Origin of the sequence: Streptomyces sp. NBC_01260, assembly GCF_036226405.1 — a bacterium.
GTDB lineage: Bacteria > Actinomycetota > Actinomycetes > Streptomycetales > Streptomycetaceae > Streptomyces > Streptomyces laculatispora.
In genome coordinates this window covers 885,793-898,988 of record NZ_CP108464.1, presented here as the reverse complement: position 1 = coordinate 898,988, position 13,196 = coordinate 885,793, and the positions used below count along the sequence as shown (strand labels likewise).

The 13,196-nt window shown below is 73.7% G+C and carries 12 protein-coding genes; 4 read left to right on the top strand and 8 right to left on the bottom strand.

The genetic code is table 11. The features are described 5' to 3' along the window. Positions 1 to 60 precede the first annotated feature (60 nt). Positions 61 to 2,031, top strand: coding sequence for a DUF5107 domain-containing protein (locus OG322_RS04070; protein WP_329306048.1), 1,971 nt, complete (start codon positions 61 to 63; stop codon positions 2,029 to 2,031). 56 nt (positions 2,032 to 2,087) lie between these two features. Here the strand turns inward: OG322_RS04070 and OG322_RS04065 are convergent, their stop codons facing one another. The 3 genes from OG322_RS04065 to OG322_RS04055 all read right to left on the bottom strand — a co-directional run bounded on the left by OG322_RS04065 (position 2,088) and on the right by OG322_RS04055 (position 5,058). Continuing rightward, entirely contained in the window at positions 2,088 to 2,441 is a 354-nt protein-coding gene (locus OG322_RS04065) for a VOC family protein (RefSeq protein ID WP_123464098.1), read from the bottom strand. A 99-nt stretch (positions 2,442 to 2,540) separates the two neighbouring features. After that, the gene (locus OG322_RS04060) at positions 2,541 to 3,350 is read right to left on the bottom strand and encodes a class I SAM-dependent methyltransferase (protein ID WP_123464100.1); all 810 of its coding nucleotides are present in this window, start codon (positions 3,348 to 3,350) and stop codon (positions 2,541 to 2,543) included. Positions 3,351 to 3,552: 202 nt separating this feature from the next. Next, complete coding sequence (locus tag OG322_RS04055; protein ID WP_329306047.1) at positions 3,553 to 5,058, bottom strand: bifunctional phosphatase PAP2/diacylglycerol kinase family protein; 1,506 nt, start codon at positions 5,056 to 5,058, stop codon at positions 3,553 to 3,555. A gap of 250 nt (positions 5,059 to 5,308) precedes the next feature. On the opposite strand from OG322_RS04055, the gene OG322_RS04050 reads away from it, so the two are divergent. Both OG322_RS04050 and OG322_RS04045 read left to right on the top strand, forming a co-directional pair. Next, on the top strand, positions 5,309 to 6,082 hold the full coding sequence (locus OG322_RS04050; RefSeq protein WP_123464104.1) for an IclR family transcriptional regulator: 774 nt from the start codon (positions 5,309 to 5,311) through the stop codon (positions 6,080 to 6,082). Beyond that, positions 6,079 to 6,930: an SMP-30/gluconolactonase/LRE family protein gene (locus OG322_RS04045; RefSeq protein ID WP_329306046.1), complete on the top strand. Its 852-nt coding sequence runs from the start codon at positions 6,079 to 6,081 to the stop codon at positions 6,928 to 6,930. Before OG322_RS04050 ends, OG322_RS04045 begins: the two co-directional genes overlap by 4 nt. A 49-nt stretch (positions 6,931 to 6,979) precedes the next feature. On the opposite strand, the gene OG322_RS04040 is transcribed toward OG322_RS04045, so the two are convergent. From OG322_RS04040 to OG322_RS04030, 3 genes are all read right to left on the bottom strand, one after another. After that, positions 6,980 to 7,963 (bottom strand): hypothetical protein, encoded by a 984-nt coding sequence (locus tag OG322_RS04040; protein ID WP_123464107.1) that lies wholly within the window; start codon positions 7,961 to 7,963, stop codon positions 6,980 to 6,982. A gap of 86 nt (positions 7,964 to 8,049) precedes the next feature. Beyond that, the gene (locus OG322_RS04035) at positions 8,050 to 9,078 is read right to left on the bottom strand and encodes a zinc-dependent alcohol dehydrogenase (protein WP_124285641.1); all 1,029 of its coding nucleotides are present in this window, start codon (positions 9,076 to 9,078) and stop codon (positions 8,050 to 8,052) included. After that, entirely contained in the window at positions 9,075 to 10,229 is a 1,155-nt protein-coding gene (locus OG322_RS04030) for a mandelate racemase/muconate lactonizing enzyme family protein (protein WP_123464112.1), read from the bottom strand. Before OG322_RS04030 ends, OG322_RS04035 begins: the two co-directional genes overlap by 4 nt. A gap of 210 nt (positions 10,230 to 10,439) precedes the next feature. Between OG322_RS04030 and OG322_RS04025 the strand changes: the two genes are divergently transcribed. Beyond that, positions 10,440 to 11,705: an aminotransferase class I/II-fold pyridoxal phosphate-dependent enzyme gene (locus OG322_RS04025; RefSeq protein WP_123464114.1), complete on the top strand. Its 1,266-nt coding sequence runs from the start codon at positions 10,440 to 10,442 to the stop codon at positions 11,703 to 11,705. A gap of 69 nt (positions 11,706 to 11,774) precedes the next feature. On the opposite strand, the gene OG322_RS04020 is transcribed toward OG322_RS04025, so the two are convergent. Then, on the bottom strand, positions 11,775 to 12,395 hold the full coding sequence (locus tag OG322_RS04020; protein WP_123464116.1) for a DedA family protein: 621 nt from the start codon (positions 12,393 to 12,395) through the stop codon (positions 11,775 to 11,777). Next, positions 12,392 to 13,174 carry an MBL fold metallo-hydrolase gene (locus OG322_RS04015; protein WP_185095490.1) on the bottom strand — a complete coding sequence of 261 codons (783 nt, stop codon included), beginning with the start codon at positions 13,172 to 13,174 and terminating at the stop codon, positions 12,392 to 12,394. Before OG322_RS04015 ends, OG322_RS04020 begins: the two co-directional genes overlap by 4 nt. Positions 13,175 to 13,196 lie beyond the last annotated feature (22 nt).

The window sequence follows — 13,196 nt, the reverse complement described above, 5'->3', positions numbered from 1 at the left end:
TCCATGGTCATCGGGGGGCGCCCGGACCTGCGGCGGCCCGCGCGAGGGAGCGAGGTTGCCTTGGCCACCACCGTACGACGTGCCGTACTGACCCTGCCCGCAGCGGCGACGGGACCGGAGAATCCGCTGCCCGCGCTGCGGCCCCTCGACGAGATGCATGTCGTCGACGATCGCGACCGGGCCGGTCTGCCCCGCGACATGGCCCGCCAGATCGGCCATGAGCCGCTTGCCACCGTCCTGCCCGTGGCCGTCCTCGACGGCTACGGACGCGAGCGCACCCCCACCGGCCTCGACGTGATCGTGATCGAGAACGACCGGCTGCGGGCCACCGTGCTGCCCGGATTCGGCGGCCGTATCCACTCCCTCTTCCACAAGCCCACCGACCGGGATCTCGTCTACACCAACCCCGTGCTCCAGCCCGCCGACTTCGCGCTCAACGGCGCCTGGTTCTCCGGCGGCATCGAGTGGAACATCGGCGCGACCGGCCACACCACCCTGTCCTGCGCCCCGGTGCACGCCGCCCGGGTCCCGGCGCCCGACGGCGGCGAGATGGTCCGGCTCTGGGAGTGGGAGAGACTGCGCGACCTGCCGTTCCAGGTGGACCTGTGGCTGCCCGACGGTTCCGACTTCCTGCACGTCGGTGTCCGGATACGCAATCCGCACGAGCACCCCGCGCCGGTCTACTGGTGGTCCAACATCGCCGTGCCGGAGGGCGAGCGCACCCGGGTGGTGGCGCCGGCCGAGGAGGCCTGGCACTTCGGCTACGAACGGACGCTGACCCGGGTCCCGGTCCCCGAGAGCGGCTCGGTCGACCGGACGTACCCGCTGCGCAGCGACTTCCCCGCCGACTACTTCTATGAGGTACCCGACGGCGCCCGCCGCTGGATCGCCTCCCTCGACGAGAACGGCCACGGGCTCGTCCAGACCTCCACCGACCTGCTGCGCGGCCGCAAACTCTTCCTCTGGGGCAGCGGACCCGGCGGCCGCCGCTGGCAGGAATGGCTCACCGAGCCAGGCACCGTCGGCTACGCGGAGATCCAGGCCGGACTCGCCCGCACCCAGCTGGAACACGTACCGCTGGAGCCCGGCGGCGAGTTCAGCTGGCTGGAGTCGTACGGGCCCCTGTCGGCGGACCCCGCCGCCGTGCACGGCGACGACTGGTCCGCGGCCCGCGCGGAGACCGAGCAGCGGCTCGCCGCCGCCCTGCCGCGCGCCGATGTGGACGCCGCATACGAGGCCTGGCGCCGTTGCGCGGACACCGAGCCCGGCGAGGTCCTCGCCACCGGGTCCGGCTGGGGCGCGCTCGAAGTGCGGCGGGCCGGATACAAGCTGCCCGGCACCCCGTTCGCCGAGTCCACGCTCGGCGAACAGCAGGCGCCCTGGCTGGAGCTGCTGGAGCAGGGGACCTTCCCCGAACCGCGCAGGGTGGCGCCGCCCGGCCCCTCCCTGGTCTCCCCGCACTGGCGCGACATGCTGGAGACGGCCTCCGCCGAACCGCTCACCGAATACCACCTGGGCATCGCCCAGTGGCACGCCGACGACCGCGCCCAGGCGGTCCGCAGCTGGGAACGCGGTCTGGCCCTGGCCCCGTCCCGCTGGCCGCTGCTGCGCTGCCTCGCCGTAGCCGCCCAGGAGAGCGGCCAGCGGGAGCGGGCGGCCGACCACTACACGGAGGCGTTCGACGACCTGTGCGCCGAACGCCGGGACGCCGACGAGGCCTGGACCGCGGCCACCGCCGCCCTCGGCCGGGAGGCGATCGAGGCGCTGCTGACGGCGGGCCGGGCCGGGCCTGCCCGCACCGTCTGGGACGGGCTGCTCCCCGATATCCGCCGCCGCGGCCGCTTCCGTCTGCTGGAGGCCGGACTGCTGATCGCGGAGGGCGACCGCGCGGCCGCCCGTGCCCTGTTCGACGAGGGCTTCGAGGTCGCCGATCTGCGCGAGGGCGCGGAGATCCTGGACGAGGTCTGGGCCGAGCTGACGGACGAACCGCTGCCGGACGTGTACAACTACCGGATGCGCCCGCGTACCTGACGAGCCGCTGCCGGACGGCTACGGCTTCCGCCGGAACACGCGCACCTGGCGGCCGCTCAGGCCGCCAGGTTCCGGTCGACGTACTCGAAGACCGAGCCGTCCGGATGCAGGGCGATCAGATTGCGGCCGACGGGCGTGTGGACGGGGCCCGCGATGATCCGGGCACCCACCCGGGTCAGCGAGGCGTTGGCCTCGTCGACGTCCTTGACCGCGATCGTCGCCGTCACCTTCCGCAGGATCTCCAGCTCGGCCTCGGGGCCGCTCATCAGCAGGAAGCAGCTGATGGCGGCCACGGAGACCCCGCCGCGCTCGAAGCGCAGCGCCGGACTGCCCGTGAGGTCTTCGTAGAAGGCCACCGCGGCCTCCAGGTCGTCGACGCAGATACGCAGCGTGGTTCCCAGGATTTCCATGCGGAACAGGGTAGTTGGCCGGTCAGCGCTGTGTGATCGATTCGGCCGAGGGGCCGTCCCCGGGACACCGGATCGGCCGGCGGGCCCGGGGCGGCGCACTCATGCGCGGCAGAGCACCTCGCCGTGCGGGACCATGAACCAGCCGTCGCTCTGCTCGCCCCAGCTGCGCCACGCCTCGGCGATCGCGGTCAGCTGCTCGGCCGACGCGTGCCCGCCGTCGACCGCCAGCTTCGCGTAGACCGAGCCGACGGTACGGTCCGCCCACAGGCCGCTCCACCAGTCCCGGCTCTCCGGGGTTGCGAAACACCAGGCGGCGGCCGTCGGGGTGATGTCGGTGAAGCCGGCCTGCCGGGCCCAGGAGAGCAGCCGGCGGCCCGCGTCCGGCTCGCCGCCGTTGGCGCGTGCCACCCTGCCGTACAGTTCCTGCCAGGCATCCATTCCCGGCACTTCGGGGAACCAGGTCATCGCCGCGTAGTCGCTGTCGCGGGCCGCGACGACGCCACCGGGGCGGCAGACCCGTCGCATCTCGCGCAGCGCCTGCACCGGGTCCCCGACATGCTGGAGCACCTGGTGGGCGTGGACCACGTCGAACGTGTCGTCGGGGAAGTCCAGGGCGTGCACATCGGCGGTGGTGAACTCCAGGTTGTCCAGGCCGCGTTCCGCTGCCACCTCGGCCGCCCGGTCCAGGATCTCGCGGGTGGTGTCGACGGCGGTCACCCGCCCGGGGGCGACCAGTGCGGCGAGGTCCGCGGTGATGGTGCCGGGCCCGCAGCCCACGTCCAGCACGTTCATGCCGGGGCGCAGTTCACCGATGAGGTAGCCCGCGGAATTGACGGCGGTGCGCCAGCGGTGCGAGCGCAGCACCGACTCGTGGTGGCCGTGGGTGTAGACGGCGGTCTCCTTCGGCATGACCGTGCATCCTCTCTCGAAATGCGAACCGTGAAACGCGAACCGCGAAGTGCTGATCGGTACGGCCACGGTACGCCCGGATGCCGAATGATGAGATGGCCATCTTGCGATGTGGGACGGTGTGGTCCCGGGGTGCGAATGCGCGCGAAGGGGCGGCCGACTTGGCGTCGGCCGCCCCTTGTCCGTCCGGTCCGGGCCGGTCTCACACCTGCATCGGGCAGTACACCGTCAGCGCCTCCGGCAGCTTGTCGATCATCAACTCGCGCTGACTGTGCGCGACTTCACCGTCGTACGCATACGGTGTCCCGGGTTTGAGCCCGGAGATCCGCACCCGGTGACGGCGGACGGCGGCATGCATGGGGGAGCGGGTCAGCGGGCCCGCGACGGCCGCCGCCAGCAGCCGGAGCCCTGGAGTCCGCCCGCCGTGCACCACCCGTACGTCCAGCAGTCCGTCCGCGAGGTTGTGCCGTCGGCCGGGCGCCGGGCCCACCCGCTGGAACAGGCCGTTGCCGATGAACAGGAGCCACAGCGGCCGTCGCCGGCCCTGGAGTTCGGCCTCCAGGGGCCGTTCGCCGCGCAGTACCTGGAGCGCGGCCAGCACTCCGGCCGGCCAGCCGCCGATCCGGGGGGACCAGTGCTCGCGCGTCCTCACGAGCTCGGGATAGACGCCCATGCTGAAGGCGTTGAGGAAGTAGCCGTGGGCGCCGCCGGGGCCGTCCGGGCCCGGCCGGAAGCGGCCCAGGTCCACCCGGACCGCATCGCCCGCGGCGAGCGCCGCACAGGCGTCGGCCACGGTCTCGATGCCCAGGTCGTACGCGAAGTGGTTCAGCGTCCCGCCGGGGAACACGGCCAGCGGCAGACCGTGCACGGAGGCCACCGCCGCCGCCTGGTTGACCGTGCCGTCACCGCCGCAGACACCCAGCGCCCGGCCCCGTCCCGCCGCCTTCTCCAGCTCGGCGGAGAGCTCCTCGGGGGGACACTCGACGACCTCGGCGTTCGGCAGCGCGTCGCGGACCAGCGAGGCCGTGGCCGTCGCCGTCCCGGACGCCTGGTTCACCACGACGACCAGGTCCTGGCCGTCGGGCAGTGAGGGGGCGTGGGCGGGAGGTCTGCCCGGCGCGGGCAGCTGCCCCCGGGTCGGTACGACGCCGCGCAGGGCGAACGCGGCGCCTATGCCCAGCGCCGCGCCGGCCAGCACATCGCTCGGATAGTGGACGCCGGTGTAGACGCGGGAGGCGGCCACGGACAGCGCGACGGGCGCGACGACCGCTCCCCAGCCCTTCGATTCCAGGGCCACCCCGGTGGCGAAGGCGGCGGCGGACGCGGCGTGCCCGGACGGGAAGGAGGTGGTGAACGGCTGGCGCTTGAGCTGTCGTATCACCGGCACGGCGTCCAGCATCGGCCGCTCCCTGCGGACCGCGCCCTTGCCGACCGTGTTGATCGCGGCCGAGGCCACGGCCATCGAGGCGATCCCGCGCAGCGCGGCCCGCCGGGCCCTGGCGCTGCCGCCGAACGCGGCCATGCCCGCCGCGGCACCGGCCCACAGCAGCCCGTGATTGGCGCTGCGGCTGAGCCTCGGCAGCACGGGTGCGGCGGCCGGCCAGTGCCGCCGGGCCAGGTCCTGGAACACGGCGAGATCGCATCGGTGCAGCAGGCTCCGCAGTCCGGCGGAGCTCGGCGAGTGTGAAGGGTTGCTCGGTGACGACATGGGACAGCGAATACCCTGCCCGGCCGCCTCGAATCAGCAGGCGCGCCGTGATCGCGTGGTCCGGGCGGCCCGCGGGATGACTCCACTCGCCCCTCCTTCAATGAAATAAGGGGCAAAAAGCCGCGAAAGCATGCATGGTCCGGGTGCCGGACGTCGCTTCGTCATTGCCCGGACAAGTGCGCCACCCTTAGCCTGTTCGTGATGCCGGTCACTGACCGGCATCACGAACACGAGAGGGTGGTGCACGACCATGGGGCGACTTGTCCCAGCGGTGACCAGGGCGCTGGACGTACTCGAACTCTTCCTCGACGGCGACGGCACGCTCTCCGCGCCCGAGGTAACCCGCAAGCTCCAGCTCCCGCGCACCACTGTCCACGAGCTGCTCACCACGCTGGCTGCCCGCTCCTACCTGGTCACCACGCCCGACCAGCCCGGCCGCTACCGCCTCGGCGTCCGCACCTACCAGCTCGGCAGCCGGTACGCCGAGCAGCTCGACCTGGCCGCCGAGGGCCGGCAGGTGGCCCAGCAGGTCGCCGAGACGTGCGGGGAGACCGTTCATGTGGCGATCCTGGAGGAGACCGACGTCATCTACATCGCCAAGGTGGACTCCACCCACGCGGTCCGGATGGTCTCGGCGGCCGGCCGCAAGCTGCCCGCCCACTGCACGTCCGTCGGCAAGATGCTGCTCGCGGCCCTGCCCGACCGGGAGCTCGACGCCCGTCTCGACGGCCTCGAACTCACCGGCATGACCCCGAACAGCATCACCGACGAAGGGGAGCTGCGTACCGCGCTCGCCGCTGTCCGGGAGCGGGGCATCGCGGTGGAGCACCGGGAGTCCAACCCCGATGTGAGCTGTGTGGCCGCTCCCGTGCGGGACCGGGCGGGCCGGGTCGTCGCCGCGCTCTCCATCTCCGTCCCCATGATCCGCTGGAGCGACGAGCGCGAACAGGAGCTGGCCTCTCTCGCCGCCGAGGGCGCCGAGGCGCTCTCCGGCCGGCTCGGACACCACCGGGGGCGGAAGTGAGCTGCCCGCGCCTCGAAGTCGCCGTCCGCGAGCACGCCGCCCTCGGCGAGGGCCCGACCTGGGACCCGGCCACCGGACGGCTGATCTGGGTCGACATCCTCTCGGCCCGGATCCACACCTACGACCCGGCCACCGGCCGGCGCACGGTCATGGCCACCGAGCAGCACGTCGGAGCGGCCAAGCCGCGGGCCGGCGGCGGCCTGGTCGTCAATCTGCGCGACGGCATCGGGCTGTACGACGCGGACGGCGCCTTCCGCTGGCTGGTCCACGACGCCGAGCCGGGGCGGCGCGGCAACGACGCGGCGGTGGCGCCGGACGGGGCGCTGTGGGCGGGCACCATGCGCTACGACGACTCCGAGGTGGGCGGGAGCCTCACCCGCGTCGCGCCCGACGGCACGGCCACCCGGGTGCTGCCCCTGGTGGCCTGCAGCAACGGCACCGGGTGGAGCCCCGACGGCCGGCTGATGTACTACATCGACACACCGACCCGCCGGATCGATGTCTTCGACGTGGACGGTGAACAGGTCGTCAACCGCCGCCCGTTCGCCACCGTGGAGGAGGGGGCCGGCTTCCCTGACGGGCTGACGGTGGACGCGGAGGGAGCCGTCTGGGTCGCCCTGTGGGACGGGGCCGCGCTGCGCCGCTACACGGCGGACGGCACGCTGGAGCGCACCGTCGAGCTGCCGGTGCGACGGCCGACATCCTGCGCCTTCGGCGGCCGGGAGCTGCGCGACCTGTACATCTCCACGGCCCGCGGGGGCCTTGACGCCCCGCACCCGCTCTCCGGTTCGCTGCTGGTCCTGCCGGACGCGGGCCAGGGAATGCCCGGCACGGCCTTCGCGGGCTGACAGGCCCGGATCGCCGGGCGGGTCCGGATGCGGCCCGCCCGGCGACGGCTCACCGCGTCGGGAAGCGGCGCAGCGTGCCGGGCAGCCGGGAGCCCAGCGGCGACATGTTTCCGTCGGCGCCGTGCCGGGCCAGCAGGTCCAGGACGAGCCGGCCGCGCCGGACCCGCTCGCGGGCCGTGTCCAGGGCGACATCGCGCAGATGGGCGCCGTACGGGTAGATGCCGGGTGCCTTGGACAGCCCGAACTTCAGATAGAGCGGGGCGCCGCGCCGGATCAGCTCGGCCGCCTCGTACATCCGCACATAGCCGCCGAGGTCGTCCGGAGCCTCGATGTACAGATCCATCGGTGCGGCCGACACCCGCCGGATCTCGGTGAAGTGAGCGAGCGTCAGATCGGACGGGATGTTGACCGAGTCCGCGCCGAGCTGCTCGTGTACGGCGTAGGAGGCCGGGTTCACGGGACCGATCAGGGCCGACACCTTGAGCGTCGTGTCGGCGGGGAGCGCACCCTGGGTCCGCAGTCTGTGCAGCGTCCATAGCACCCCTTCGTCGGCCACGAGCAGGCACTTCACACCCAGCTCCGATGCGCGCAGGGCGTCCTCGACGCAGCCGGCCAGGGCGTCATGGCCGCGGGCGCGCAGCCCGGCCCCGCCCGAGTCGCTGCGGAACGAGGCCCCGGTGTCCCAGCTGCCGCGCGGACCGGTGAACAGGCAGAGCTCGATGCCGCGTTCGGCGCAGCCCTCGGCCATCTCGATGATCTCGGCGTCGCTGAGCATCCAGATCCCGCTGCCCTGGCTGATCCGGTGGACGGGGACATCGAGCCGCGCGCTCTCCTTGAGTACGACGGAGAGCGCCTCGGGCCCCTCCACCGACGGGATCTCGGTCCGCCAGGTGCCGCCGTCGGGGAAGGAGTGCGGGGAGGCGTCGGCCGGGTCCGCGGCCGGGGCGCCGAGCCCGAGCGCGGTGAGCGCGGGCTCGCCCGGACGCCGGACACCGGGGCGGGATCCGGACGGGGCGGGGGAAGCGGAGGTCATGAGCGACCTTTCGTGTTCGGTGGGTCGGACGAGGTTCGGGGGGATGGGGACGCGGGGGCCGCCCGCCAGGGATCGCGCGGCGGCCCTCAGGGACGCATCAGCACCTTGCCGGTCCCCGGGGCGCCGCCCCCGACCAGTGCCACGGCGTCCGCGAACCGCTCCAGCGGGAACTCGTGCGTGATCAGCGCGGCCGGATCGAGGAGTCCGGCGGTGAACGCCCGTACCGCGTAGGACCAGGACGCCGAGGACGCCCCGAACACACTGCGCACGGTGAGCTGGCTCAGCGACAGGTGCACCGGGTCGATGCCGGTGGCCCCCGGGGCGAACATCCCGGTGAGCACCACCCGGCCGCCGCGCCGCGCGAGGAGGCAGGCGTCGGCGGCGGTGGTCGCGGCGCCCGCCGTCTCCACGACCAGGTCGTACCGGCCGCGCACCTGCGCGGCCTCCTCGGGGCTCAGGGCCTCGCTCGCCCCGAACGCCAGCGCCTGGCACGCCCGTTCGTCCCTCGGGTCGATCACCGTCAGCTCGCCGGGCGACACCGCGGCCAGCAGCTGCACCGCGAGCAGCCCGAGCGTCCCGGCCCCCACCACCGCGATGCGTTCACCCGGTTCGGGCGTGCCTGCCCGCACCGCCGCCGCCACCACGGCGGCGGGCTCCAGCAGCGCGGCCGCGCGCAGGTCCGCTTCGTCGGCCAGCGGGTGCAACAGCCGCGCGGGCACCACGACATGGTCGGCGAACGCCCCGGGCCGGGTGAACCCCGTCTCGTCGTACCCGGCCGTGCACAGCGAGGTCTCGCCGCCGCGGCACCGCTCGCAGCTGCCGCAGGAACGGAACCCCTCGGCGACCGTACCGCGGCCGGTCAGGGCCGGATCGACGCCCGCGCCCACGGCCTCGACCACTCCGGACCACTCGTGTCCGGGCACCACCGGGTAGCGCACATAGCGGGGGTCGCGATGACCGTCGTACAGCTCCCGGTCGCTCATGCAGATCCCGGCCGCGGCGACCCGTACCCGGACCTCGCCCGGGCCGGGCTGCGGAACCGGGCCGTCGGTCAGCCGGTGCCCGCCCGGCCGGTCGACCGTGATCGCCCGCGAGCGGGCGGGGCCGCCGCTCATTTGGGCTGCCTCTTCTCCCAGCCGTCGGCCCAGAGGTCGAACCGCGCCTGCTGCTGCGGGAACTCGGCGGCGGCGTCCACGTCCAGCTCCACCCCGAGGCCGGGGGCGTCGGAGAGTTCGAAGCAGCCGGTCGCGGGGTCGACCTGCGGGGCACCCCGCACCACCTTCTTGATGTCGGCGTCGGCGAAGTCATTGAAGTGCTCAAGGATCTTGAAGTTGGGCGTGCAGCCCGCGACCTGGAGGCCGGCCGCCGTCAGCACCGAGCCGCCCACGTTGTGCGGGGCGATCAGCGTGTAATGGGTCTCGGCGGTCGCGGCGAGCTTCCGCGTCTCCAGGATGCCGCCGATGTGACCGACGTCCGGCTGGATGATGTCGGCGGCCTGCGACTCGAACAGCTCGCGGAACTCGAAGCGGTCGTGGATGCGCTCACCCGTCGCGATCGGCACATCGACCCTGCCGGCCACCTTGGCGAGCGCCTTGAGGTTCTCCGGCGGTACCGGCTCCTCCAGCCAGGCCGGCCGGAACGGGGCCATCTCGTGCGCGATCCGTACCGCCGTCGAGGGGCTGAACCGGCCGTGCATCTCCAGCATCAGCTCGGTGTCGGGTCCGATCGCGTCCCGGACCGCCTCGATCAGCGACACCGCGTACCGGGTCTCCTCCTGGCCCAGCTCGAAGTGACCGGTGCCGAACGGGTCGATCTTCAGCGCCCGGTAGCCGCGCGCGACGACCGCGGATGCCGCCTCGTGGTACGCCTCCGGGGTGCGTTCTGTGGTGTACCAGCCGTTGGCGTACGCCTTGACCCGGTCGGTGACCTTTCCACCGAGCAACTGCCAGACCGGGACACCGAGCGCCTTGCCCTTGATGTCCCAGCAGGCCATCTCGACGACCGCGATGCCCGACATCACGATCTCGCCGGCCCGCCCGTAGTCGCCGTACTTCATCCGGCGTACCAGGTCCTCCACGGCGAACGGATCCGAACCGGCGACGTGGTTGGCCTCCGCCTCGCGCAGATAGCCGATCAGCGCATCGGTGCGGCCCAGCATCCGGGTCTCACCCACACCGGTGAGACCCTCATCGGTGTGCACCTGCACATAGGTGAGGTTGCGCCAGGGAGTTCCGACCACATGTGTACTGATTCCGGTGATGCGCAAGGAAGTTGCCCCTCGACGTGTTCGATATTTCGTCACTCGTTCGAAATTCTGGCGTGACCGTAATGACGGGGCGGGGCGGGTGTCAATGGGGCCGTCACGGCCGGTGCGGTTCCCGGTCCGCCGGGCGCTTTGCTCCATTCCCTCGTATAAAGGGGCGGACACGGCCCGGGCGACGGGCCGGGTGACCGAGCGGCGGCGAAGGAGGCCCGGATGGGCCGGGAGCGGACCGGGCGTCAGGGGCGCGGGCAGGCCGGGCGCGGCGCACCAGGAGTCCGGGAGGACCGCGGGCCCGTACGGTACGGACCGCCCGCGCCCGGCCCCGGCCTGCCGGTGCTGCCCGAACTGGCCGAGGTGCTGGCGGCGGCGGCCGGCAGCGGCCTGCCCGAGCCGGCCGGCGGTTCGGCGGACCTGCGCGAGGCGGCCCGCGCCTACTGGGACCGGCGCGGGCTGCGCGGCGGCCCCGAACACATCGCCGCCGCGCCGGGCACCTCCGCGATGCTGCTCGCCCTGATCGCCGCGCACGGCGGCGATGTGCTGATGCCGCGCCCCTGCCCCGCCGCCTGGATCCCGCAGGCCCGGCTGCTGGGCAGGCCCGCCTACCACGTGCCGACCCCCGCCGAGTGCGGCGGCGTGCCCGACCCGTACGCGCTGCTGGAGACCGTGCGCCGGGTGCGGGCCGAGGGCGGCCGGCCCCGGCTGCTGCTGATCTCCGTCGTCGACGACCCCACGGCCACCGTCGCCCCGCCGGAACTCGTGCGCGAGGCCTGCGAGGCCGCCGTCGCCGAGGGGCTGCACATCGTCAGCGACGAGACCTGGCGCGACACCCTGCACCGGCCGTACGACACGGTGCTGCTGAGCCCGGCCGAGATGTGCCCCGACGACGTGACGGTCATCTCCGACCTGTCCGGTGCGCTGACCCCGTCCGCCTGGCCGGTCGCGGTCGCCCGGTTCCCGGACACCGGCCGGGCAGCGGTCCGCCACGCCCGTACCCTCGACATCCTCACCGCGCTCGGCGCCTTCGTCGCCCGTCCGGTGGCGGCCGCCGCCGCGCACGCGCTGCGCGAACCGGACGCCGTCACGGAGCGGGTGCGCCGGGCCGCCTCGATGCAGGCCCAGGTCGCCGCCGCGGCCCACCGGGCGGTACTCGCCTCGGGCGCGCTGGCCCGGCCCCCGCAGGCCGGCCGCCACCTGTACGCGGACCTCGGCCCCCTCAGGTCCCGGCTCGCCGCCCGCGGTGTCACGGACTCGCTGGAGCTGGAGGAGTACCTGACGGAACGGCTCGGCGCACCGGTCCCCGGCGGCCACCGGTTCGGCGACGAACTCGGGGCCCTGCGGGTGCGGCTGGGCACCGGGCCGCTGCTCGGATCGACCCCGGAGCAGCAGACGGAGTCCCTCACCGCGCCGGAGCCCCTCGAACTGCCCCATGTCGCGGCAGCCCTGAGCGTCTTCCGCGCAGCCCTCGACGAACTCCGCTGACGCGGTCCGGGCGATCGCCGTACCGCTCCGGGCCGGGACCGCCGCGCGGGCGACACCGGCCCCGCCCGGTCAGCGGGCGAACCGCACCCGCAGCCGGCGCCACACCGCGGGCGCCCCGCTGATCAGGAGGGTCAGACCGACCGCCGCCACCACGCCCTGCCACGGCTCGGGGAACAGCGAGCCGCCCAGAATGCCGATCAGCTGATACGTGGCGGCCCAGGCCAGACAGGCCGGTACATCCCCGCGGGCGAACCGCCGCATCGGCATCCGGCCCAGCAGGCACGCCAGCATCACCGGTATCCGCCCGGCCGGCACCAGCCGGGACAGCACCAGCACCATCGCGCCGTGCTCGTCGAGCTTCCGCTGCGCCTGCGCGAGCCGCTCCGGAGCGGCCCGCTCGCTGATCACCCGCAGCCACTTGGAACCGTTCTTCGATCGCACCCCGCGCTGACCCAGCCAGTACAGGCAGATGTCCCCGAGGAACGCGGCGGCCGACGCCACCGCGAAGACCACCAGCAGTGCGAAAGGCGACGACTGGTGGAACGCCACCACCGCCGCAGAGCTGACCAGCGCACCCGTCGGCACCACCGGCACCAGGGCGCCCAGCGCCACCAGCAGGAACAACGACGGATAGCCGACCGCCTGCTGCGTCGACTCCGTGGGCAGCCGGCTTACGACCTCGTGGATCACCCGTCGGCCTCCGGCCGCACATGTTCGCCGTGCTCCAGCCGGTGCACCGCCACCTGCGGCGCCCGCAACGCCGCCTGGCGGACGAACTCGTCACCCGGCGAATGGAACTCGTGCGGCCGGATCCCGTCCATCCCGATCGGCCAGTACGTGCCGTAGTGCACCGGCACGGCCGAACGCGGCGACAGCCGGGCCAGTGCCTCGGCGGCGCGCGCCGCGTCGAGATGGCTGTGGCCCAGATACGGCCCCCAGCCGCCGACCGGCAGCAGCGCCACGTCCACCGGGCCGACGGCCCGCGCCATGTCGTCGAACAGACCGGTGTCCCCGGCGAAGTAGGTGCGCGACGCGCCCTCGACGACGTAACCCAGCGCGGGGGAGCGGTGCGGGCCCACCGGCAGGCGCCGGCCGTCGTGCAGTGCCGGAACCGCCCGGATCCGCACCTCACCGACCCGCACCTCGTCACCGGCCGCGACCTCGGTGATCCGCAGCCCGCGCACCCGGCGCAGCAGCCGCAGTCCCGGGACCGCCCGGACCGCACCCAGCGGCACGATCAGCCGGCCGCCCGGGGCGATGCGGGCCAGCGACGGCAGATGCAGATGGTCGGAGTGCAGATGCGAGATGAGGACGACATCGGCGACGGCGGCCGACGGACCGGGCAGCTCGCCGCGGCGGCGGCGCAGATGCGCGAGGCGCCGTACGAACAGGGGGTCGGTCAGGACCCGGACCCCGGAGTCCTCGATCGTGCAGGTGGCATGACCCCACCAGGTGACTTCCACCGGCACGCGCCGCCTCCTGTTCCCCGGA